Genomic DNA, 20,995 nt, shown 5'->3' on the forward strand with positions numbered 1-20,995 from the left:
CCTTGACCCCGTTCCCGATGCGGCTCACGATGGCTGAATGGAGACCTGGATGTTCGTCGTCGGCGTGGTCGCGATCATTGGTACCCTCGGCGGGCTCATTGGATTGCTCATGCGCCAGAACAGTCAGGCGCACGCATTGATCGGCGTACGGATTGACGACACCCGCCACGACCTCGGCAAACGCATTGACGCGACCGACAGGCGAGTCGATGACCTCCGCACCGATCTTGCCCAGCGGATGGACGCGACCGACAAGCGAATCGATGACCTCCGCACCGATCTTGCCCAGCGGATGGATGCGACCAACCAGCGGCTCGACGACTGCGCGCCATCCTGCAGGTCCTCGTTCAACCGCCGACCAGCCAGTAAGTGCGGCCGTTGCAAAGGCCACTCCGATCGTCCTTGAGGCGCCGGGTGCTTGCTACTCGTGCCTGCATCGCCTACTGTCAGCGCATGCAATACACGATTCGCGGCGTCCCGGCGGTCGTGGACGACGCCTTGCGCATGCGTGCACGCGAGACCGGCAAGAGCCTGAACGAGGTCGTCATCGACGCGCTGGCGGAGGGTGCGGGAGTGACCCGGGCGCCGCGCAGGAGGCGGGATCTGACCGACGTGGCCGGTACGTGGGACGCCGACGCGGCGGTCGAAGCCGCCCTCGCCGCGCAGGACGAACCCGATCCGGATCTCTGGCGATGAGAGTCGCGCTCGACACCAACCGCTACGTCGATCTCAGCAAGGGGCTGACGGAAACGGTCGCGCTGCTGGAGGCGGCCGTGGAGATTCTGCTGCCGTTCGTGGTGCTGGGCGAGTTGCGGGCCGGATTCGCGCACGGTAGGCGCACCGCCGAGAACGAGCGACTCCTCCGGCGCTTTCTCATGAAGGACGGGGTGCGCGTCCTGTACGCGGACGATCAGACGACGCGGCACTACGCCGCCGTCTACTGTCAGCTCCGGAAACAGGGCACGCCGATTCCCACGAACGACATGTGGCTGGCGGCGCTCGTTGTGCAGCACAACCTGGTACTGCACGCGCGGGACAGGCATTTCGACCACCTTCCGCAGTTGGCCCTGGTCTGACGCCGGTGCAACCAGCATCCACATGTGAGAAGATGCCGAACGCGACGGAATCCGCCCCCGCGCAGGGGCAGGGAGGTGCCACCGTGCAACCGTTTCCTGTTCGCCGTCTCTCCGGGATTGGGCTGCTCGCCTGCGGATGCCTCCTCCTCGCGGTCGCCACTGCCTCCGGCCAAGCCCGGCAGCGCACGACCTCCATCAGCGGCATTCCCGCCCTGGAACCTCCGTCCCAGCCGGTGGTGCTGTACAGCAACGACGTGCCCCGGATCCGGGTCGTGCCGATCGTGACGGGGCTCTCCCATCCATGGGGCCTCGCGTTCCGCCGCAACGGCGACATTCTCGTCACCGAGCGCAACGCGGGCACCCTGCGGCTGATCCGCGACGGCGTGCTCGACCCGCGGCCCGTTCCCGGCGTCCCGGAGGTCTACAAGGGGACCCGGCTGGCCGGCCTGATGGATATCGCCCTGCACCCGGACGACGATCGCATCGTCTATCTGACCTACTCGAGGCCGGCGGAGCAGGACGGCCGGCGCGGCGCGGTGATCGCGCTGGCGCGCGGGCGGCTGGACGCGGGCGCGCTGACCGAGGTTCGCGACATCTTCGTATCCGAGGGATTCGGCCGCGGGGTCGCGGCGTCGCGCGTCACGTTCGGGCCGGACGGCAAGGTCTACATGACGATCGGCGGCGCCATCCGCTCGCGGACCACCGGGCTGCGCGCCCAGGACCCGGGCGAGCACGTCGGCAAGGTGGTGCGCCTGAACGACGACGGCAGCGCGCCAGCCGACAATCCCTTCGTCGGCGAGCCCGGCTACCTGCCCGAGATCTACTCGATGGGCCACCGCAATCAACTCGGTCTGACCTTCCACCCCGAGGATGGAACGCTGTGGGCCAGCGAGAACGCCCCGCAGGGGGGCGACGAGGTCAACGTCATCCTCCCCGGCCGCAACTACGGCTGGCCGCTCGCCTCCGACGGCCGGGAGTACACGGGCGTGCGGGTGTCGGACACGCCCTGGCTAGCGGAGTTCGAGCGGCCGGAGATCCTGTGGTGGCCGTCGATCGCGCCCTCGGGCCTGACCTTCTACGACGGCGAGCACTTCCCTGCTTGGCGCGGCAACCTGTTCGTGGGCTCGATGACCGTCGGCCGGATGCAACGGACCGGCCACCTCGAACGGATCGTGTTCAACCGGCGGGGCGAGGAGATGGGGCGCGAGTGGCTGCTGGCCGAGCTGAAGCAGCGGATCCGCGACGTCCGGCAGGGACCGGACGGGTACCTCTACGTGCTGACGGAGGAGGACAACGCGGCGTTGTTGCGCATCGAGCCGGCCCGGGCCTTCACCGGGCTGCCGGGAAGCGTGCAGCCGCACCGGCGCCTGCGCGAGCCGCGCATCGCGCCGTTGCCGGCCGCCGGGTGGACGGACGAGCAGCGGGCGCTGGTGGAACGCTACGCGCCGGACGGCGAGCCGGGCAACGCGTTACGGACGCTGGCGCGCGTGCCGGCGCTGGCCGATCGCATCTTTCCGTTCATGCACTACGTGGCGAACGAATCGACGCTGTCGCCGCGGCACCGCGCGATCCTGATCCTGCGCACGGCGTGGCTCGCCCAGAACGCCTACCTGTGGGCCGAGCATGCCGCCCGCGCCGCGGACGCCGGGCTGACGCCGGAGGAAGTATTCTCCGTCGCCGAAGGGCCTTCGCAGGAACGCTGGGAGCCCTTCGAGAACGTGCTCGTCGGCCTCCCCGACCAGTTGTTCGGCAACTCGTCGATCAGCGACGAGACCTGGGGCCTCCTGCTGGAGGAATACGACCTGCACAACCTCATGGACGCGGTGGCGACCGTGGCGGACACCACCACGGTGTCCATCCTGTTCAACGCGCTCGGCGTCCAGACCGACGACGGCGCCCAGGCCGAATTGCCGGTGGACGACGTCGCCTACCGGGTCGTCGTGCCGGCCCGCGAGCCGCCGCTGGCGGCGCCGCGCGTCGAGCCGGTGGAGGGAGACGGCCTGCGGGTCTCGCGCACCCTCCGCCGCCACGCGGCGCTGGCCGACGCCTGGTACACGAACCCCGGCTACGTGATGAACCCGGAGCGGTCCGGTCTGACGCCGCACGACCGGGAGCTGCTGATCCTGCGCACCGGGTGGAACGCGCAGTCCGTCTACGAGTGGGCCAAGCACGTGGGCAGCGTCGGCCGGGCGCGCGACCACGGCCTCGATCCGCACTGGATCGCGCAGGGCCACGACGCGGCGGGCTGGAACGAGAACGAACGACTGCTCATCGACGCCGCCAACGAGATGTACCGCGACACGACCGTCTCGGACGAGACCTGGGCAGCGCTGGCCGAGCGCTACACCGAGCACCAGATGATGAGCATCGTCGCCACCGCCGCCCGCTACCGGAAGGTGTCGATGGTCCTCAACGCGCTCGGCGTGCAGCCGCTGCCGGACGACGAGCGGTTCCCGGTGCTGGCGGGGTACTAGAGGAGTCTGCGCCGCTAACGCCAGTCGGCGTCCGGCATGATGCGTCGCATGAACTGGTCGAACAGCGGCACGGTAAAGTCGGTATCGCCGTGGCCGGGGCTCCAGACCATGCCCTTGGTGATCAACTGGCTTCTCGTCGGGCCGAGCGACGTCACAGGCTTGCCCAGAACGTCTGCGATGTCGCCCGACCGATGAGGTCCCGTACCCAGTTCGGCCATCGCCCTCAGGTATCGCCGCTCGGAAGGTGTCAATCGGTCGAATCGCACGCGAAAGAAGCTGTCGTCGAGCGCGGCAGTGGCCGCCTGAGTGGCTCGTTCGACGTCGGCCAGGTCGATGGGCGACGTATCGGCGGCATCCCAGGCATGCTTGCCCCATTCCTGCAGAAAGTACGGATAGCCGCGAGTAGTCTCGACGATGTGTCGCAAGGCTGCCTCGTCGACCGTCACACCCTCCGCCTGTGCAGGCTTTTCGATGGCTTCTCGCGCCGCTTCCTGGCCGAGAGGTCCAACCTCGGGGAAGTCGAACAGCCGCTCCGCGTACGATCTCGCACGTCCCGTGCGGGCGCGCAACTGCGGCAGTCCGGCGCCGACCAGCACGACCGGCGATTGACGCTGCGTGACACGGTGCAGGGCAGTGATGAGCGCCGCAAGCTCCCCCTCATCCACGTACTGAAGCTCGTCCATGAAAACCGCAAGAACCGTGCCTGCTTCCTTCGCGGCCGTTCCGGCCGCCAACAGCAACTCCGACAAGTCCTGCGAGAGATCGCCGTTGTCAGCCAGTCCGGGCTCCGGAGCCAGATCGAGCCCGACTTCGATGTCCTGGTACTTCACCTTGAGAGCCTTGGCGAAACCGGCCAGCCCCCTCAGCGCCCGCTGAGCCAGATCCCGCGCCTTGGCATGTCGCGACAGCCTCAGTAGCACCTGCCGGAGCCGGGGCGCCAGAAGCGCGGGTAGCGACCGCCCCTCGGGAGCCTCGACGAACAAGGCGTGAAGGTCTGTTCCCTCCGCCTCTTCCCGCATGCGGTCGAGCAGAACGGTCTTGCCGACCCCACGCAGGCCCACCATCAAGAGACTCTTGGTCGGACGACCGATTCGGACCCGCGCCAAGGCGACACGGACCGTTTCGCGCAGCTCATCCCGGCCCGCCAACTCAGGAGGAGGAGTGCCGGCGCCCGGTGCATAGGGATTGCGGATGGGATCCATGGGCGAGCTCGCGAGATCACTCAATTATATACATATTCTTAGATTTATGCATTTCGAGTAATTAAGATAATATACACCAAAGCTTGATCCCCCGGTCAGCTCGCGAGCGTCTGTACCTTCGTATGCCGATTGGTTCGCCCTTATGGACGCTCCGCGGTCGCGGAATCGAGATAGCGCCGGCCGAGAACGACCGTAGACCGGGCCACCGCGCGGTAGCGGCCGTCCGGCGTCTCCCTGGCGATCTCCGCCGACCGGGGCTCGGCCGGCAGGTCGGGCCCGTCCCGAAAGGCCTCGGTCAGCGGCCGTCCGGCCATCGTGGGCGCGGCGCTCAACCCGAGCAGGTAGAGGAACGTCGGAGCGAAGTCGACGTTGGACGTCGGCAGCGTGACCTCGATCCCCGAACGCAGGGCCGGACCCACCGCGATCAGCGTGTTGTGGATGTCCCAGGGGCTCGTGCTGCCGTGGCCCGCCGTACCGTTCGATGCGCTCGTGCCGCGGTAGCCGTACTCGTTCTCTTCGTCGGTCCACGCCGCCGAATAGAGGACGTCGGCGGAACGGGCATGGTCCCACCGCGCGGCGTCGAACGCCAACGTGCCGGGCGCCTGCGCGTCTCTCGTGAAGATGGCTCCCACCCGCTCCGAGCCCTGCAGCGCCTCGACGATTCCGCCCACTGGACCGGCATCCCCGTCCCGCACGTAGATCGCACCGCTACCCGCCACGATCCGCGGCGATCCGTCCGGCAGGGCGCCGGAGAACGGCGCGAGCAGGGCGTCGAGGTCGGCCGCGCCGGTGTATGTCGAGAAGCCGTGGTCGGAGGTCACCCAGATGTTCAACGATTCGAGGAGGTCCGCCGCGCGCAGGCCGTCCTGCAGGCGCCGGATCTCCTCGTCCACGGCGCGCAGGGACGCCACCGAGGCCGGGTGCCCGATGCCGTTGGCATGGGCCGTCGTGTCGGGATCGGTCAGCCACAGGACGGTAACCGCCGGATCGACCTGCTCGAGGCCGACCTCCAGGAGCGCGTCGACGATGTAGCGGTTGCGCTCGTGGCTGGGCGTCGCGAGGGAAGGCGGCGGGCCGAGCCGTTCCCGCACCGCGTCGCCGAGCGCCTCCGGCAGCGCGTACTCGTAGTGGATGATGCCGCCGCCGGCTACGGTGTGGTTCAGCAGGTACGACGATCCGCTGGAGCCCGCGCTGGCCACGAGCATCCGCCGCCCGGCGCCCTGCAGGCGCTCGCCCAGAGTCGGCGCGGTCAGCAACCGTCCGCCTTCCGCCTCCTCGATCCGCAGCAGGTTGTCCCGCTGGCCGGTGTTCAGGAACTGCGTCGGGTCGACCGCCGGAAAGAAGACCGCGTTGCCCATCAGCCCGTGCGTCTCGGGATAGGCGCCGGTCGAGATGGAGGCGGCGTTCACGCGCGTCACGGTCGGATACACCGCATGGTGGTCGGTGAAGACGACGCCGCGCTGACCCAGCGCATGCAGGTTCGGCATCACCTCCGGGGTGACGTAGTCGGGCCGCAACCCGTCGAGGACGACCAGCAGATGCCGCTGATCCGCACGCGCGGGAGGTTCCTGCTCGGGTTGCGCCGCCGATGGCCCACAGCCGGAGGCGAGGCACAGCAGGATGGCGAGCAACACGGAAACGACGCGGGACTCGGGCATGGTGCGGCTGTATCGTAGCGCGCTTCCCGATTCTCCGTACACGCGGACCGCCCGGCGCCGCGGCTCGAAGCGGCGGTCGGTGCGCGGTTCGTGCCGGCGTCTATAATCAGGTGATGGCGATGCCGACTCCGTCCCCGTCTTCCGCGCCCTCCGCAGCGTTGCGGGTCGAGCCGCTCACGCCGACCATCGGGGCCGAGATCACGGGCATCGACCTCGCCCGGCCGCTCGACGAGGCGACGCTGGCCGAGCTGAAGGAAGCCTGGGCGCGGCACCTGGTCCTCTTCTTCCGCGACCAGGAGCTGACGTTCGATCAGCACAAGGCGGTCGGCCGCCGCTTCGGCGAACTGCACATCCACCCGGCGGCGCCGAAGGATGCCGAGCACCCGGAGATCCTGGTCGTCCACGGCGACGACAAGGTGGAGTTCGTGGCGGGAAGCCTGTGGCACTCCGACGTCTCGTGCGACGTCGAGCCCCCGATGGCCAGCATGCTCCGGATCGTGCAGATTCCCCCGTCCGGTGGCGGCGACACGCTCTTCTCCAGCATGTATGCCGCCTACGAGGGACTCTCGGACCGCATGCAGCGGTTCCTCACCGGACTGACCGCCATTCACGACGGCGAGCAGTACTATCGGGGCCGCTACGGTGCGGGCACCCTCCGGGACGAAGACTACCCCTCGGCCGAGCACCCGGTCATCCGCACCCACCCGGTCACCGGCAAGCCCGCGCTCTACGTGAACCAGGGATTCACCACGCGCATCAAGGACCTGCCGCTCGCCGAGAGCGACGCCGTGCTGGCGTTCCTGTTCAAGCATTGCGCGCAGCCCGACTATCACGTCCGGTTCCGGTGGCGGGAGAACTCGGTCGCCTTCTGGGACAACCGCTGCACCCAGCATCTGGCAATCTGGGACTACTACCCCGAGACCCGCCACGGTTACCGCGTCACCATCCAGGGCGACGCGCCGTTCTACGACCCCGACCGCGGTCAGTGACGACCGGGTGCTTCTCCCGGGCGCGACCGGAAACGCCCTCCAACCGAACGAGTTCACGGGATGAGACCCGATTCCGCGCCGGACACGCGCGAAGAGCCATACCTGCTCGGAACCGACGCCGAGGAAAAGCGGCGGCTGGAGACGCAGCACCGGCTCTGGGCCGAGTGGGCGCACGACCTCTGGGACCGGGCCGGCTTCGGGCCGGGCGATCGCCTGCTCGATCTGGGCTGCGGTCCGGGATTCGCCGCTCTGGAGCTGGCGGAGCGCGTGGGCGCTCGGGGCCAGGTGCTCGCCGTGGACGAGTCCGCCCGCTTCGTCGGGTCGCTTGCCGACGAAGCAGACCGAAGGGGACTCACCCGGCTCGAGGCGCGGGTAGAGCGCGTGGAGGCGCTCAGGCTGCCACCCGATTCCCTGGACGGCGCCTTCGCGCGCTGGCTGTTCTGCTTTCTCCCCGACCCTCTGCCCATCATCGAACGAGTTGTGTCGGGGCTGCGGCCGGGGGGCCGGCTCGTGGTCTGGGACTACCTGAACTACAGGGCGACCGCGCTGTATCCCCGGAGCCGGGCGTTCGAACGCGTGCTCGCGGCGGTGGACGAGAGCTGGCGGCGCACCGGGGGCGACCTGAACGTCGGCGAGCGGCTCCCGGGACTCATCGCGGGCGCCGGCTGCCGCGTTCTGGAGCTCGTCCCGTTGTCTCGGTTCGCCCGGCCCGGCACGGCGCTGTGGCAGTGGCCCACGGGCTTCTTCTTCGGCTACGTGCCGAAGCTGGTGGAAGCCGGCTTGCTGACGGAAGCCGAGCGCGAGTCGTTCGAGGCGGAATGGCGCGAGCGCGAGCAGGACCCCGGCGCGTTCCTGTCGGCGCCGCCGATGATCGGGATCGTCGCCGAGAAGCGATAGCCCGGCGTCCCGCCGCAATGCCATTTCGCCGGGCCGGGGTTGCGACGAGCCTGTTCGCCCCGGCGCACCCGGCAACGACGGGCGTGGCGACAACCGATTGGCGGCGGCGGCCGACTGTGCAACACTACGGCTCATGATGGTGCGCTCCGGCGAATCCGGCGCCCTGCACCGGCGCCCACGGATGTCGCCGGGCGCGAATGCAAGGAGAAGACGATGAGCCATCGCAGTCTCGCGGCGTGGGTGATCGTGATCGCGCTCGGTTGTCTGGCGCCGGCTTCCGCGGCCGGGCAGAGCCAGATCGAGGACGCGGCGGACACGGCTTCGACGTGGACCATGCCGCGCCTGCCCGACGGCCAGCCGGATCTGCAGGGCTACTGGACGACCCAGACCTTCACGCCCCTCGAACGGCCGGAGTACCTGGGCGAGAAGGAGTTCTTCACCGCAGAGGAAGTGGCCGAGCTGAACGCGCAGTTGACGGCCGAGGGGGTCGATCCATCGGCGCGCAACGCCGTCGAGATCGAGGATCCGGAGGAACGGGAGCGGCGGCTGTACCAGGTCAACCGCGATCCCTCCTACGTCCATTACGACAACGAGATCTGGTTGCGCACGCCGGTGCCGAAGGGCCTGTCGACCCAGCGCACCTCGCTGATCACGGATCCGCCCAACGGGAGAATGCCGGCCCTGACGCCGGAGGCAGCGGACAAGCTGGCCGCCGAGGCCGCCGCGCGCCGGCTGCCCAACGTCTTCGACAGCCACCTGCACCGGCCGCTGCCCGAGCGCTGCATCGTCTGGTCGCACGAGGGCCCGCCCAACCTGCCGCCGGCCTACAACGACATCCACCAGATCTTCCAGACCCCGGCCTACGTGGTGGTGTTCACGGAGTTGACCACCAATCCGCCGCGCATCATCCCGATCGACGGGCGGCCGTACGTCTCCCGCCGGATCGGGCAGTGGGCCGGCGATTCGATAGGCCGCTGGGAGGGCGACACCCTGGTCGTCGAGACCCGCAACTTCAACGAGAAGCGGCGCTACCGGGGGGCCACCGAGGAGATGACCGTCGTGGAGCGCTACACGCGCGTCGCCGACGACCGCATCCACTACGAGTTCACGGTCGAGGATCCGAACACCTGGATGCGCCCGTGGAGCGCCGAGGTCCCGATGGTGGCGACCGAGGGCCCGCTCTACGAGTACGCCTGCCACGAGGGGAACCACGACATCCGGCACATCCTGGAGATCTACCGGAACCTGGAGAGGCAGGCGGCGGCCAAGGCAACGGAAGAGCAACAGTAGGGGCACCGGTCGCCCGGATGCCATGTAGTCGTGCTGGCGGGCGCCGTCGACATCGTCGTCGACGGCACCCGCCACACGGCCACCGCCGGCAGCGATCAGGACAGGTCGAAACGGTCGAGATTCATCACCTTGTCCCACGCCGCCACGAAGTCCCGCACGAAGGCCTGCTGCGAGTCGTCGCAGGCGTAGACCTCCGCGATGGCGCGGAGCTGCGAGTTCGAACCGAAGACGAGATCGACGGCGGTGCCGGTCCACCTGACCTCGCCCGTCCCGCGATCGCGCCCCTCGAACACCTCGCCGGACGCGGCGGACGCCTCCCAGGACGTGTTCATGTCGAGCAGGTTGACGAAGAAGTCGTTGGTCAACGTGCCGGGGCGCTTCGTGAAGACGCCGCGCTCGGACTGCGCCACGTTGGCGTTCAGTACGCGCAGGCCGCCGACGAGCACGGTCATCTCGGGAGCGGTCAGGGTCAGCAACTGCGCCCGGTCCACCAGCAGCTCCTCGGCGGCGCGGCGGTGTCCGTTTCCGACGTAGTTGCGGAACCCGTCCGCGGCCGGCGCCAGCACGGCGAACGACTCGACGTCCGTCTGCTCCTGCACCGCGTCGGCGCGCCCCGGCGAGAAGGGAACCTCGACGTCGTGCCCGGCGTTCTTCGCGGCCTGCTCGACGGCAGCGCAACCGCCCAGCACGATCACGTCGGCGAGCGAGACCCGCCTTCCGCCGGACTGTGCGCCGTTGAAGTCCCGCTGGATTCCCTCGAGGACGCCCAGCACGGCGGCCAACCCGGCCGGCTGGTTCACTTCCCAGTCCTTCTGCGGGGCGAGGCGAATGCGCGCCCCGTTGGCGCCGCCGCGCTTGTCGCTGCCGCGGAACGTCGAGGCGGACGCCCAGGCGGTCGAGACCAGTTGGGAAACGGACAGTCCCGATGCGAGGATCCGGCTCTTGAGCGCGGCGACGTCCGGCGCGTCGATCAGCTCGTGATCGACGGCGGGCACGGGGTCCTGCCACAGGAGCTGCTCGCCGGGAACCTCCGGGCCGAGGTAGCGCGAGACCGGCCCCATGTCGCGGTGCGTCAGCTTGAACCACGCCCTGGCGAAGGCGTCCGCGAACGCGTCCGGGTTCTGGTGGAAGCGCCTCGATATGGGCTCGTAGATCGGGTCCATCCGCAGCGCGAGGTCGGTCGTCAGCATGACCGGCGTGTGCCGCGTCGAGGAATCGTGGGCATCCGGCACGCTGCCGGCGCCCGCGCCACCCTTCGGAATCCACTGATTCGCCCCCGCGGGGCTCTTGGTCAGCTCCCACTCGTAGCCGAACAGGATCTCGAAGAAGCTGTTGTCCCAGGCGATCGGGGTGGGCGTCCAGGCGCCCTCCAGCCCGCTGGTGATCGCGTCGCCGGCCTTGCCGCTGCCGAAGGTGCTCTTCCAGCCGAGGCCCTGCTCCGCGATGGCCGCGCCTTCCGGCTCGGGACCCACGTGCCGGTCCGCGTCGCCGGCGCCGTGCGTCTTGCCGAACGTGTGCCCTCCCGCGATGAGGGCGACCGTCTCCTCGTCGTTCATCGCCATCCGACCGAACGTCTCGCGAATGTCCCGGCCGGCGGCAACCGGATCCGGGTTGCCGTTGGGCCCCTCGGGATTCACGTAGATCAGGCCCATCTGGACAGCGCCGAGCGGGTTCGCGAGCTCCCGGTCGCCGCTGTAGCGCTCGTCGCCGAGCCACTCGGTCTCCGGGCCCCAGTTGATGTCCTCCTCCGGCTCCCAGATATCCTCGCGCCCGCCGGCGAAACCGAACGTCTTGAGCCCCATCGATTCCAGGGCGCAGTTGCCCGCGAGGATCATGAGGTCGGCCCACGAGATCTTCCGGCCGTACTTCTGCTTGATCGGCCACAGCAGGCGGCGCGCCTTGTCGAGGTTCGCGTTGTCGGGCCAGGAGTTGAGGGGCGCGAATCGCTGCGTGCCCGAGGCGCCGCCGCCGCGGCCGTCGTGGATGCGGTAGGTGCCCGCGCTGTGCCACGCCATCCGGATGAACAGCGGCCCGTAGTGGCCGTAGTCGGCCGGCCACCAGTCCTGCGACGTCGTCATCACCGCCTCGATGTCCTGCTTCACGGCATCGAGGTCGAGCGTCTGGAACTCCTCGGCGTAGTCGAACGCCTCACCCATGGGATCGGACAGCGCCGAGTTCTGGTGCAGCACCTTCAGGTTCAGTTGATTCGGCCACCAGCGCAGATTCGCCGCGGCGGCGGCCGCCGTCTGCCCGTGACCCATTACCGGGCACTTGCCCGCGCCCGCCGTCTTGTCCTCAGCCGTGTCGTGCATGTCCTTCAACCCTTTCCGTTCTTTCCCGTTGCGTTCCTGCCCGCGGACCGATCGCGGCAGCCGGGGCAGTACCCCCAGTAGATGACCTCGGCTTGGTCTATCGCGAAGCCGTGATCGTCCTCGGCGGTGAGACAAGGCGCCTCGCCGACGGCGCAGTCGACGTCGACCATGACGCCGCAGGCGCGGCAGACGAGATGATGGTGATTGTCGCCGACCCGATCCTCGTACCGCGCCGGCGACCCCGCGGGCTGAATCCTGCGGGCCAGGCCCTTGTTGACCAGCGTCCCCAGGGTGTCGTACACCGCCTGCCGCGAGATCGACCCGATGCTCCCCCGCACGTCGTCGGCCAGCTCGTCGGCCGTGGCGTGCGGGCGATTCGATATCGCTCGCAGCACCGCGAGCCGCTGCGCGGTGACCTGCAGCCCGTGCCGCCTCAGGAGCCGTTCGGCATCCTCGTTCACCAACTCAAGTCAATCACTGATTCTGGACTGAGTCAAGTATTGGGCTCGGTATCGAATGCTACGGTACCGACTCTCACTTCGTCGATCCGCAGGGCTTTGGTCGCGAGCCGCGCCAGGCAAGCGTGCAGGCCGCCGCGCCATCCGCAGCTTCGGCAGGACGGGCCGCGCCCTTGCGCGACCGGCTACGACGGACTGACCAGCACGATCCGGTCGGAGCGTTCGACGATCTCGATGTCGAGATCGGTCTGCGACTCCAGGTTCCGAATCAACAGGTCCAGCCGTCGCGTCCGCTCTGCCGACGGGTGGAGTCGCAGGTGAAAGGGATGGTCGGGAGTGCCGGTCGTCCGGTCGACGACGGGCATGCCGAGGTGATTCGACAGGAGCTCGACCAGGTCGCCGGCATCGGAGAACGGACCGCCGCCGGCACCGGTCCCGGGATCCCTGCGGTCGGTGAATACATGCAACACGCGTTGTCCGTCGCGTTCGCCGTCCGGCGGCACCGCACCGACCGAGCCCCGCAGGACGAGCGTCCTCGACACCTCGGAGACGCTGCGAAGGCCAACATCGAGGTCGAGCCGTTCCTCGAGCACGCGAGGCAGCTCGCCGAGGAGCTCCTCACGGGAAGCGCCCTCACGCGTGACGATATCGGCGATGACCCGCGCGTTCCGCGCCCCGCCTTCGAAGCGAACGGCGCTGCGGCGAACGCCGAGGGTGCCGAGCACGGACTCCAGATCGTCGCACCCGAAGCAGGCACCCCGGAGCCTGGGCCCGTCGTCGGTCCACACGATCCAGGTTCCGACCCTCCGGCAGCCGGTAGGTCTCCGCAAAGGGGGCGGTCCAACTCCTCCTCGTCGACAGCTCGGCTCATGCGCGGCCACGCCGGACGCCATCGCCGGGGCTCATGCGGACCGTCCGGTGGATCCGCGTTCACGTCGCGCCGGCCGATGGTCTGCCGACTGGTTGATCGCTCATGCAGACGACCGTACCCCCTAGCGACATCCCGGCGGGAAGCGAAGATCCGGCGCAGAACCAAACTTGACCACTACCTAACACAAGGCTGGTGCGCCAGCACGCGCTGACGCGCACGCTCGACCAACTACTTGAGACACTGCCGAGTAGAATCTCGACATGATCGTGTGTCTAGGCTGGGGATCGCTCATCTGGGATCCTCGCGAGCTTCCAGTTGGGGAATGGCATCGCGAGGGTCCGGCCGTAAACGTGGAGTTCGTGCGTCAATCGAGTGGCGATCGACTCACGCGGGCACTGGACGGCGCCGCCAATGCCGTGCCCAGTCTGTGGGCACGCATGACCGAGAATCGCTTGGCCGCTGCCGTGCGGGCACTAGCGGCGCGGGAGCGAATTACCGGAAGCGTTGACAAGAACATCGGCCGTTGGTCGGCCGGTAAGGCTGATCCGCCTAACATCTCCGACCTCGGATCCTGGGCTGCGAAACAAGGCGTCGACCATGTGATCTGGACAGCACTGGGAGCGAAGTTTCAAGGCGAGGATGGTCGTGCACCGTCCGCGGAAGAGGCTGTTGCGTATCTCCAGAGGCTCGCTGGCGAAGGCAAGGCTGACAACGCCCAGGAGTACGTGTGCAAAGCGCCGGTCGACACGGTCTACCGCCGGCGCATCGTCCGTTCTCTCGGGTGGACACCGGTTGACTAGGCGCGCCTCAACGAGATTGGGGGAGCGATCGGGGGCTGTTTGGACGGACGCGGACCAAGAGCTTGATATCCAGATGGTATCCGCCCCGGATGTAGAGCGGCAGCCCACAGGCGAGATCCGAAGCCCTCACCGGCTGTCGCGGTTTGCGCCCAACCAGTTATCGCGTTCACGCCGTAGGGCGTTCGCGATTACGGAGACGGTTTCTTCGATCTCGCTGCGTATCCAGTCGACGTGATTTCCGCGCGATGCGACCTGAAGGACATCGCTTACGGCCGCCACGACTACCACACGCTGCACCGGCACCACCAGCAGCGTATTGACCGTCGACGCGCACCCGATCACTCGGTCACTGCCGATCAGCTTCGAATCGAGAACGGCCACCGAGACCCGCAACACCGAGGCCCCCGTCTCCGGATCGTCTGTGACCGCAATCTCGTCCCGACGCAACGCCCGCTCCGCCTCCGCTTCCACCACCAGCCGGTCTATCCGGCACTCGTTGTCGTCCTTCACCCTCACCCGTACTTCGACCGCGGGCAGCGAGCCTGCGAGAGTCATTCCGTCAGCCAAGATCTCCTGACCCGCAGCTGGAGCCGCATACACGAGGAGCCCGAGCACCACGCCCACTAACCGCAACGCCCGCGTCGATTTCCGCTGTCGCACCTCAACTCCTCCCCGGCATCGATTCGCCGACGCATGAGCTTACCCCGCCCCCCTTCGGAAATCGATGATGTTGCGCTCCTTGTCCAGCGCAGGCCGAGGATCACCTCGATGGCCAGCTTCGGTCGTTTCTCCAGGTTGCCCTGCCAACGCGCGCACCTGCAGAACGCGGTGACCGTTGACACCTCGGAAAGGACCCGGGCCATCACTCAACACACGCTCGACACCGTCAGCCTGCTGCACGGCACCGTCCGCGGCGCGCGCCGCCGCGAGACCGCCGCGCCAGCCGGCCAAGCTTGCGTTGTTCATCCTGGTCGACCTACACCCTGGATTGACTCCCGCGACTCGCGCCCGTGGGACTCGGCGTACCATGGACTACATGATCGCCACCCGGCTCGCCGCGGTCTTCGACGTGCGTGCGACCCGCAGATCCTCAAGACCTGAACCGGCGCTCGGGACCTCACCGGAGGGTGGCCTGCCGGCCTGCCCTCACCCAGACGCGGGCCGGGCCTTCCCGACGTTGTGGGGTACGCCGTGGGACGCTGCCTCAACGCGTTCCTGTAAACCTATCGGTATTCAATCACTTACAGCGGAAATCTTGCTGAGCTCCGGAGTGAGCGCCGCTCGCATGAAGCGCTCCTACACAGGTAGAATGGTGTTGGTAGTCTCGGTGCAAGACTACGGGAGCGTCACATTGCTGGACCAGGAACTTCGCGACAAGGTCGCCAATATTGTCAGGGAGACCCTCGCCGAACGTTTCGCCGGCGAGTTCGTGTTCGATCCCATCGAGGTCATCCCGGCCGTCGATGAATTCGGCGACGGCGACGGCGAGCCGTACCTTCGCATCATGATCGTCTTCGACGGCGACCAGAAGGCACTCGATCCGCGCTGGACGTCGGGGCTGATCAGACGCATTCGCCCGAAGCTGATTGAAGCAGGCGTAGAACAGTTTCCCAGCCCGTCATTCGTGGGCAAATCCGAGTGGCCACGGCTGGAGCGGAGTCTGCAGCGTGCAAGCGCTCGATCTCATTGAAACAGCCCGCCACCTGACGACATCATCAAGCGGACGTCCTCGCCAGAGCGACCTCTCCAAACCTACCCAAGCCGGATCGTCATGTTGGGACCTGCCACCGGCGCGGAATCGAACCAGCGCGCCGTGACGGTCTTGGTCTCGGTGTAGAAGCGCACCGCCTCCTTGCCGTAGACGTGCTGATCGCCGAAGAACGAATCCTTCCAGCCGGTGAACGAGAAGAACGGCAGCGGCACCGGGATGGGGATGTTGATGCCCACCTGCCCTACCCGTATCTCGCGCTGGAACCGGCGCGCGGCGCCGCCGGACGCCGTGAAGAGGGAGACGCCGTTGCCGAAGGGGTTGGCGTTGATCAACTCGATGGCGTCGTCGAGAGTCTGCACCTCGGAGGTGACGAGCACCGGGCCGAAGATCTCGTCCCTGTAGATCGACATCTCCGGCCTGACGCCGGCGAACAGCGTCGGTCCGACCCAGTTGCCGTCGGGGTAGCCGTCCACCGCGCAGCCGCTGCCGTCCAGGAGACACTGCGCGCCCTCGGCCTTGCCCCGCTCGATGTAGCCGAGTATCCGCTCCCGCGCGGCGCGGGTGATCTGCGGACCGTAGCTCGCGTTCTTGTCGTCCCAGGGTCCCGGCCGCACCGCCGCCATGGCTTCCTTCAGGTCGTCCACCCAGTCGGCCGCCGCGCCGACCAGCACCGCGGCGCTGATCGCCATGCAGCGCTGGCCCGCGGCGCCGCAGGTGGCGCCGACCAGGCTCGCGATGGCCTGCTCCTTGTCGGCGTCGGGCAGGATCACCAGGTGGTTCTTGGCGCCGGCCAGGGCCTGCACCCGCTTCCCGTGGGCGGCAGCCGTGGAATAGATGATCCTGGCGACCGGCGCCGAGCCGACGAAGCTGACCGCGCGCACGTCGGGGTGCGTCAGCAGCGCCTCCACCTGCTCCTTGCCGCCGTGGATCACCTGCACCAGCCCGTCCGGGGCGCCGGCCTCGGCAAGCAGCTCCATCAACCGGTTGGGGACCGTCGGATCCTGCTCCGACGGCTTCAGCACGAAGGTGTTGCCGCAGGCGACGGCCAGCGGGAACATCCACAACGGCACCATGGCCGGGAAGTTGAACGGCGTGATGCCGGCGCACACCCCGACGGGCTGGACGAGGCTGTAGGTGTCGATGCCCCGGGCGACGTTCTCCACCGTCTCGCCCATCATCAGCGACGCGATGCCGCAGGCGTGCTCCGCCACCTCGATGCCGCGCCAGACCTCGCCCCGCGCGTCCTCCCAGGTCTTGCCGGTGTCCCGGCACAGCAGCCGGGCGATGTCGTCCTGGTTCTTCTTCAGGATGTCCTGGTAGGCGAAAAGCAGCCGCGCGCGCTCGGGCGTCGGCACCTCGCGCCAGGTCCGGAAGGTCGCCTTCGCCCCCTGGACCGCCCGGTCCACCTCGTCCGCGGTGGCGAAGGGCACCTCGCAGAGCACCTCCTGGGTGGCGGGATCGGTCACGTCGATGCCGCCGGCGCTGCTTTCTATGAATCGACCGTCTACGAAGAGCTTCAGCTTGTTCATGGGCCAGAGTTTGCCGCACTCGCGGCGAAACGGTCCACCGGAGGGTTACGACCCGGCGGTGCCGACGCGGACGACAGGGTCAAGCGGTGCGGCGGCCGGCGGCGCCGTCGTACGCCCGCCCCACCTCCTCCGCGATGATGTCCAGCCCGCGTTCCGTCCGCTCCCAGTCGTCGGCGTAGCTGATGCGGATGCACTCCCGCTTGTGCGGCCAGTCGTCGTCCTCGCGCCCCGGAAAGAAGTAGTGGCCGGAGACGACGATGACGTCGCGCTGCTTGAGCCGCTCGTAGAGCGCCGCGTTGCCTGTCGGGAGCCCCGGCATCCATAGCCACAGGAAGAAGGCCCCCTCCGGCTTGTGAATTCTGATGGGATAGTCGCGCAGTCCGGCGCGGAGCCGGTCGACCGCGCGGGCCGCGCGATCGGCGTAGTGGGGTCGGATGACGTCGCGCGCGAGTGGCAGCAGCTCCCCGCTCTCGATGAGCTCGGTGGCGAGCGCGGGGCCGAGCCTGCCCGGCGACAGGCAGTAGATCGCGGTGGCGGCCGACAGCGACTCGATGATCTCCTCGTTCGCGATCACGATGCCGGTGCGGAATCCGGGAAGTCCCAGCTTGGACAGGCTCATGCAGACGACCGTGTGCTCGTCCCACACGGGTGTCGACTCGCCGAATACGATGCCGGGAAACGGCGCGCCGTACGCGGTATCCAGGATGAGGGGCACGCCGCGGGCCCGGGCGACGGCGCCGAGCCGCGCGACCTCCTCGTCTGTGATCACGTTGCCGGTCGGGTTGGTGGGCCGCGATACGCAGATCGCACCGATGTCCTCCACCTCGTCCAGGCCGTCGAAGTCCACACCGTACTTGAAGAGCTTGTCGTCGAGCTCGTGGATGGTCGAACGGCGCGCGGTGAACAGGCCGGGCGTGAAGCCGAGGTCCGCATAGCCGATGTACTCGGGCGAGAGCGGCAGCAGGATGCGGCGCGCCGGCCGGCCGTCGCCCATAGGCCCCGCCAGCAGATTGAACAGCGGGAGGAAGGCGGACTGGCTGCCGTTGGTCAGGGCGATGTTGCGCGCGGTGACCTTCCAGCCGACCTCGCGCCGAAGTAGTCCGGCCAGGGCCCCGGCGAAATCTCGATCACCCTCCGGTCCGCCGTACAGTCCGATGGCCCGCTCGAACGCCCCTTCGCGCCGCAACAGCGACTCCATGTGGCGGCGGAACGTCGCTTCCGCGGCTGGTATCAGGCTCGGACTGCCCCCGCCCAGATTCATGATCGCGCCGCCGGCCGCCGCGATTGCGCCGAGGTCGTCCATCAGCGACCGCGTGCCGGAGTCGCCCAGCAGCCGTCGCCCGTACGCCGAAACATCCATCCCTTATAACGATAGAACGAACAGGGGCGGCAGTGGTCCGCTACGATCACCGGGGGGCGGCGCGTCCGGCCCCGGAGCACTTGCCACCGGTCGGGCCTGTCGCCCGCGACCGGGAGCCCGTGGTGACACGCCGCGTGGCTGGAGGAGGACCGATGTTTCGACGCGTCGTCCACGGGATCGCCCTGGTCATGGTCTGCGTGAACGCGCCGGCGGCCGCGCAGGAAGCGGCCGACGCGCCGCCGGCAGCGTTCGACTTCCGCGTCGTGGCAGCGGACCTGGACTTCCCCTGGGAGGTGACCTGGGGTCCCGACGATCACCTGTGGGTGACCGAGCGCGCCGGGAAACGCATCGTCCGCGTGCGCCCGGCCGACGGCGCGCGGACCGTCGCCCTGGAACTCCCCGCCGCCTACCAGGCGGTGCTGCAGGACGGGGTGCTCGGCATGGCGCTGCATCCCGAGCTGCTCGCGGGGACCGGCAACGATTTCGTCTACGTCGCCTGGAACTACGATTCCGGCGCCGGCGGCCCGATTGGCGCGCGGACCCGGATTCAGCGCTATACCTACGATTCGGCCAGCGAGACGCTCACCGCCCCGGTCGACCTCATCACGGATCTGCCGGCGCACGACGATCATCTGGGCGGGCGTTTGATCCTGGGACCGGACCGCAAGCTGTACCTCTCCATCGGCGATCAGGGCGGCAACTGGCAGCGGAACCGCTGCAACCCCATCCTCTCGCAGGTGCTCCCTTCCACGGAACAGATCGCCGCCGGAGACTGGTCGAGCTACCCGGGCAAGATCCTGCGCCTCGACCTCGACGGCTCGATCCCGGACGACAACCCCGTGCTCGACGGGGTCCGGAGCCACGTCTACAGCTACGGGCACCGCAACCCGCAGGGACTGGTGTTCGACGCGGAGGGCCGGCTGTTCGCCGCCGAGCACGGCCCGAGCACCGACGACGAGGTCAACCGGATCGTCGCCGGGGCCAGCTACGGTTGGCCCGAGATCGCCGGCCGGCGCGACGACCGGGCGTACGTCTACGCCAACTGGTCGGCGTCGTCGCCGACGCCGTGCCGGAACCTGCCCAACGTCCGCCAACCTCCCCCCTCCGTGCCGAGCCAGGCGGAAACCGAGTGGAGCCATCCCCGCTTCGAGCCGCCGCTGGCGACGTTCTTCACCGTCGGCAACGACTACGACTTCATCGCCAACGGCGCGGCCACCGTGGCCGCTTCCGGACTGGATATCTATCTGCACGCGGCGGGCGTGCCCGGCTGGTCGGACTCGCTGCTGCTGGCCAGCCTCACCCGCGGCGCAATCTACCGGATACCGCTCGGCGCCGACCACACGCGCGCGGCCGGCATGCCGGTGATGGAGTTGAAGTCGACCAACCGCTACCGCGACATCGCGGTACGTCCCGACGGAAGAGCCATCTATGTCGTCACCGACAACACCGGCCCCACGCGCAACGCGGCCGGAGAGCGGACGCGTGCGCTGGAGCATCCGGGGGCGCTGCTCGAGTTCACCTACCGCGGCGACCGACGCTGACGAGGAAACACCCGACCGTCTCTATCCGACCAGCGGCAGGAAGTCGCGGTCGGTCATGGGCTCGTGGCCGCCCCAGTTGCCGGCCAGCTCGATCAGCAGGCGCTGCTTCGACGGCGCCGGCAGCGGATTGACCCGTACCACGTGGGCCACGCAGGTCCCCGGACTCTCCGCCATCGCCATCAAGAGGTCCTTCACCAGATACCGCGGCGCCCAGCCGATGACGTGATAGTCGAGGGTCTGGAGCTGCACCGCCACCCGGGCGACCGGGTTGGACAACTCCAGCGTCACGTGGAGCCGATCGTCAGCCACCACGCGGTCGAGCCGCGCTTGCGCGGTGCGGTTCACGTAGCGCCAGCCATGCAGGAAGAACCGGCACCGGAACCCGCCGTCGTCGCCCTTGGTGATCTGCGGAAACACCTCGAAGGCGTCGGTGCCGGAGGCCCCGCCGTCCACCGCCAGAATCTCGATCGGATCCGCCTGCACCGACAGATCGAGGTTCCTCACGTAGGTGACGAAGTCCGGCCGCCCGAGCGTCGTGATGCGATTCCTGAAGAACGGAAACAGCTCCGGCGACCGATAATCCTCCCGCAGCGACGGAAAATCGGCCGCCAGGGGAAAACCCACGTCCCGCTGCGCGCGCTCGGCGCCGCCGGTATAGCGAAACCGAAACTTCGAGTGCTCCGGGTCCGCGTCGAGCCGGCCCACCGGGAACCACTGCCGGCTCCGATTGTCCTGCCAAGCCAGGAACAACGTTCTCGCACTCATCTGATCTTGCTCCGGAGCGAGTGCTCGGCCGGCGTCTGCATCCTGTCGTTCGCAAAAACGTC

At 68.5% G+C, this 20,995-nt stretch carries 19 protein-coding genes; 10 read left to right on the forward strand and 9 right to left on the reverse strand.

Going from position 1 to position 20,995, the window contains the following annotated elements; genetic code table 11:
• Positions 1-37: 37 nt before the first annotated feature.
• Genes F4X11_10740 through F4X11_10755 form a run of 4 tightly spaced genes read left to right on the forward strand, consistent with a single transcriptional unit; the run spans position 38 to position 3,550 of the window.
• Positions 38-406 carry a hypothetical protein gene (locus F4X11_10740; protein ID MYN65490.1) on the forward strand — a complete coding sequence of 123 codons (369 nt, stop codon included), beginning with the start codon at positions 38-40 and terminating at the stop codon, positions 404-406.
• A gap of 8 nt (positions 407-414) precedes the next feature.
• Positions 415-696, forward strand: coding sequence for a hypothetical protein (locus F4X11_10745; GenBank protein ID MYN65491.1), 282 nt, complete (start codon positions 415-417; stop codon positions 694-696).
• Positions 693-1,076 carry a type II toxin-antitoxin system VapC family toxin gene (locus F4X11_10750; GenBank protein MYN65492.1) on the forward strand — a complete coding sequence of 128 codons (384 nt, stop codon included), beginning with the start codon at positions 693-695 and terminating at the stop codon, positions 1,074-1,076. Before F4X11_10745 ends, F4X11_10750 begins: the two co-directional genes overlap by 4 nt.
• Positions 1,077-1,108: 32 nt before the next feature.
• On the forward strand, positions 1,109-3,550 hold the full coding sequence (locus F4X11_10755) for a hypothetical protein (GenBank protein ID MYN65493.1): 2,442 nt from the start codon (positions 1,109-1,111) through the stop codon (positions 3,548-3,550).
• Positions 3,551-3,564: 14 nt separating this feature from the next.
• Here F4X11_10755 and F4X11_10760 read toward each other — a convergent pair whose 3' ends face one another.
• Positions 3,565-4,752, reverse strand: a complete 1,188-nt coding sequence (locus F4X11_10760) for an ATP-binding protein (protein MYN65494.1) — start codon at positions 4,750-4,752, stop codon at positions 3,565-3,567.
• Positions 4,753-4,892: 140 nt separating this feature from the next.
• Positions 4,893-6,410, reverse strand: a complete 1,518-nt coding sequence (locus tag F4X11_10765) for an alkaline phosphatase family protein (protein MYN65495.1) — start codon at positions 6,408-6,410, stop codon at positions 4,893-4,895.
• A gap of 119 nt (positions 6,411-6,529) precedes the next feature.
• On the opposite strand from F4X11_10765, the gene F4X11_10770 reads away from it, so the two are divergent.
• The 3 genes from F4X11_10770 (at position 6,530) to F4X11_10780 (ending at position 9,586) form a co-directional block, all read left to right on the forward strand.
• Positions 6,530-7,399, forward strand: a complete 870-nt coding sequence (locus F4X11_10770; GenBank protein ID MYN65496.1) for a taurine dioxygenase — start codon at positions 6,530-6,532, stop codon at positions 7,397-7,399.
• Positions 7,400-7,459: 60 nt separating this feature from the next.
• Positions 7,460-8,296, forward strand: a complete 837-nt coding sequence (locus F4X11_10775) for a methyltransferase domain-containing protein (GenBank protein MYN65497.1) — start codon at positions 7,460-7,462, stop codon at positions 8,294-8,296.
• A gap of 213 nt (positions 8,297-8,509) precedes the next feature.
• Positions 8,510-9,586 (forward strand): hypothetical protein, encoded by a 1,077-nt coding sequence (locus F4X11_10780; GenBank protein MYN65498.1) that lies wholly within the window; start codon positions 8,510-8,512, stop codon positions 9,584-9,586.
• 95 nt (positions 9,587-9,681) lie between these two features.
• Here the strand turns inward: F4X11_10780 and katG are convergent, their stop codons facing one another.
• The 3 genes from katG to F4X11_10795 all read right to left on the reverse strand — a co-directional run bounded on the left by katG (position 9,682) and on the right by F4X11_10795 (position 13,144).
• A complete protein-coding gene (katG, locus tag F4X11_10785) occupies positions 9,682-11,847 on the reverse strand; it encodes a catalase/peroxidase HPI (GenBank protein MYN65499.1) in 2,166 nt (721 codons plus the stop codon).
• Positions 11,848-11,903: 56 nt separating this feature from the next.
• Complete coding sequence (locus F4X11_10790; protein MYN65500.1) at positions 11,904-12,359, reverse strand: transcriptional repressor; 456 nt, start codon at positions 12,357-12,359, stop codon at positions 11,904-11,906.
• 182 nt (positions 12,360-12,541) lie between these two features.
• Complete coding sequence (locus tag F4X11_10795) at positions 12,542-13,144, reverse strand: hypothetical protein (protein MYN65501.1); 603 nt, start codon at positions 13,142-13,144, stop codon at positions 12,542-12,544.
• 343 nt (positions 13,145-13,487) lie between these two features.
• Between F4X11_10795 and F4X11_10800 the strand changes: the two genes are divergently transcribed.
• Positions 13,488-14,027, forward strand: a complete 540-nt coding sequence (locus F4X11_10800; GenBank protein ID MYN65502.1) for a hypothetical protein — start codon at positions 13,488-13,490, stop codon at positions 14,025-14,027.
• A gap of 126 nt (positions 14,028-14,153) precedes the next feature.
• On the opposite strand, the gene F4X11_10805 is transcribed toward F4X11_10800, so the two are convergent.
• Positions 14,154-14,687: a hypothetical protein gene (locus tag F4X11_10805; protein MYN65503.1), complete on the reverse strand. Its 534-nt coding sequence runs from the start codon at positions 14,685-14,687 to the stop codon at positions 14,154-14,156.
• A 691-nt stretch (positions 14,688-15,378) separates the two neighbouring features.
• Here F4X11_10805 and F4X11_10810 point away from each other — a divergent pair.
• Entirely contained in the window at positions 15,379-15,717 is a 339-nt protein-coding gene (locus F4X11_10810) for a hypothetical protein (GenBank protein ID MYN65504.1), read from the forward strand.
• Positions 15,718-15,779: 62 nt separating this feature from the next.
• On the opposite strand, the gene F4X11_10815 is transcribed toward F4X11_10810, so the two are convergent.
• Both F4X11_10815 and F4X11_10820 read right to left on the reverse strand, forming a co-directional pair.
• Entirely contained in the window at positions 15,780-17,267 is a 1,488-nt protein-coding gene (locus F4X11_10815) for a CoA-acylating methylmalonate-semialdehyde dehydrogenase (GenBank protein ID MYN65505.1), read from the reverse strand.
• A 79-nt stretch (positions 17,268-17,346) separates the two neighbouring features.
• Positions 17,347-18,627 (reverse strand): valine--pyruvate transaminase, encoded by a 1,281-nt coding sequence (locus F4X11_10820; GenBank protein MYN65506.1) that lies wholly within the window; start codon positions 18,625-18,627, stop codon positions 17,347-17,349.
• A gap of 188 nt (positions 18,628-18,815) precedes the next feature.
• Here F4X11_10820 and F4X11_10825 point away from each other — a divergent pair, with 188 nt between their 5' ends.
• Positions 18,816-20,168, forward strand: a complete 1,353-nt coding sequence (locus F4X11_10825) for a quinoprotein glucose dehydrogenase (protein MYN65507.1) — start codon at positions 18,816-18,818, stop codon at positions 20,166-20,168.
• 21 nt (positions 20,169-20,189) lie between these two features.
• Here the strand turns inward: F4X11_10825 and F4X11_10830 are convergent, their stop codons facing one another.
• A complete protein-coding gene (locus tag F4X11_10830; GenBank protein MYN65508.1) occupies positions 20,190-20,933 on the reverse strand; it encodes a DNA-binding protein in 744 nt (247 codons plus the stop codon).
• Between the last annotated feature and the right edge of the window lie 62 nt (positions 20,934-20,995).

The sequence above is a fragment of the Acidobacteriota bacterium genome (assembly GCA_009861545.1).
Classification (GTDB): domain Bacteria; phylum Acidobacteriota; class Vicinamibacteria; order Vicinamibacterales; family UBA8438; genus WTFV01.

Bases quoted from the DNA above. Each gene is read 5' to 3' on its own strand.
- F4X11_10740 (MYN65490.1), top strand. From the start codon at position 38: ATGGAGACCTGGATGTTCGTCGTCGGCGTGGTCGCGATCATTGGTACC.
- F4X11_10750 (MYN65492.1), top strand. From the start codon at position 693: ATGAGAGTCGCGCTCGACACCAACCGCTACGTCGATCTCAGCAAGGGG.
- F4X11_10755 (MYN65493.1), top strand. From the start codon at position 1,109: ATGCCGAACGCGACGGAATCCGCCCCCGCGCAGGGGCAGGGAGGTGCC.
- F4X11_10760 (MYN65494.1), bottom strand. From the start codon at position 4,752: ATGGATCCCATCCGCAATCCCTATGCACCGGGCGCCGGCACTCCTCCT.
- F4X11_10765 (MYN65495.1), bottom strand. From the start codon at position 6,410: ATGCCCGAGTCCCGCGTCGTTTCCGTGTTGCTCGCCATCCTGCTGTGC.
- F4X11_10770 (MYN65496.1), top strand. From the start codon at position 6,530: ATGCCGACTCCGTCCCCGTCTTCCGCGCCCTCCGCAGCGTTGCGGGTC.
- F4X11_10775 (MYN65497.1), top strand. From the start codon at position 7,460: ATGAGACCCGATTCCGCGCCGGACACGCGCGAAGAGCCATACCTGCTC.
- F4X11_10780 (MYN65498.1), top strand. From the start codon at position 8,510: ATGAGCCATCGCAGTCTCGCGGCGTGGGTGATCGTGATCGCGCTCGGT.
- katG (MYN65499.1), bottom strand. From the start codon at position 11,847: ATGGGTCACGGGCAGACGGCGGCCGCCGCCGCGGCGAATCTGCGCTGG.
- F4X11_10800 (MYN65502.1), top strand. From the start codon at position 13,488: ATGATCGTGTGTCTAGGCTGGGGATCGCTCATCTGGGATCCTCGCGAG.
- F4X11_10815 (MYN65505.1), bottom strand. From the start codon at position 17,267: ATGAACAAGCTGAAGCTCTTCGTAGACGGTCGATTCATAGAAAGCAGC.
- F4X11_10820 (MYN65506.1), bottom strand. From the start codon at position 18,627: ATGGATGTTTCGGCGTACGGGCGACGGCTGCTGGGCGACTCCGGCACG.
- F4X11_10825 (MYN65507.1), top strand. From the start codon at position 18,816: ATGGTCTGCGTGAACGCGCCGGCGGCCGCGCAGGAAGCGGCCGACGCG.
- F4X11_10830 (MYN65508.1), bottom strand. From the start codon at position 20,933: ATGAGTGCGAGAACGTTGTTCCTGGCTTGGCAGGACAATCGGAGCCGG.